This is a genomic window from Hyphomonas oceanitis SCH89 (genome assembly GCF_000685295.1).
In the GTDB taxonomy this organism is placed as follows: Bacteria; Pseudomonadota; Alphaproteobacteria; order Caulobacterales; family Hyphomonadaceae; genus Hyphomonas; species Hyphomonas oceanitis.
The window spans coordinates 1-624 of record NZ_ARYL01000157.1; the positions used below are offsets into that span (position 1 = coordinate 1).

The 624-nt window shown below is 58.3% G+C and carries 1 protein-coding gene; it reads right to left on the reverse strand.

Translation table 11 applies throughout. From position 1 onward, the window contains the following. Positions 1-624: UDP-glucose dehydrogenase family protein (locus HOC_RS20710; RefSeq protein WP_156950592.1), on the reverse strand; the 624-nt coding region annotated here is incomplete at both ends.

Consider the following 624-nt stretch of genomic DNA (forward strand, 5'->3'; position numbering starts at 1 on the left):
CATACTTGATCAGTTCCGAGGTGCGCCGATCCGTGAACAGGATTGGTGTCTCGTTCAGGAAGAGCGGACGATAGAGTTCGTGCATAAGCTGACGAGCGCGCTCATCCTCGGTGCCAACGACAACGCGATCCGGAATCTTGAAGTCCTTGATCGCTGCGCCCTCGCGCAGGAATTCGGGGTTCGAGACAACGGCAAAGTCGGCGTCTGGACGGACCTTTCGGATGATCTCCTCGACTTCGTCGCCAGTCCCCACCGGGACTGTCGATTTCGTCACGACCACAGTGAACCCATTCATCAGGCCGGCGATCTCTTCAGCCGCCGCATAGACATAAGAGAGGTCTGCATGGCCGTCACCGCGCCGCGAAGGCGTGCCAACCGCGATGAACACGGCGTCGGCGTCTTTGATGGCCTCGGCCGCTTCAGTCGTGAAGAACAGGCGCTCTTCCTCGACATTGCTTGCGACGAGTGCGTCGAGCCCCGGCTCATAGATTGGCATGATGCCATTCTTCAGGCGCTCGATCTTCGAGGCGTCCTTGTCCACACATGTCACGATGTGTCCGAAATCCGCAAAACAAGCACCTGAGACAAGGCCAACATAGCCTGTACCGATCATCGCAACGCGCA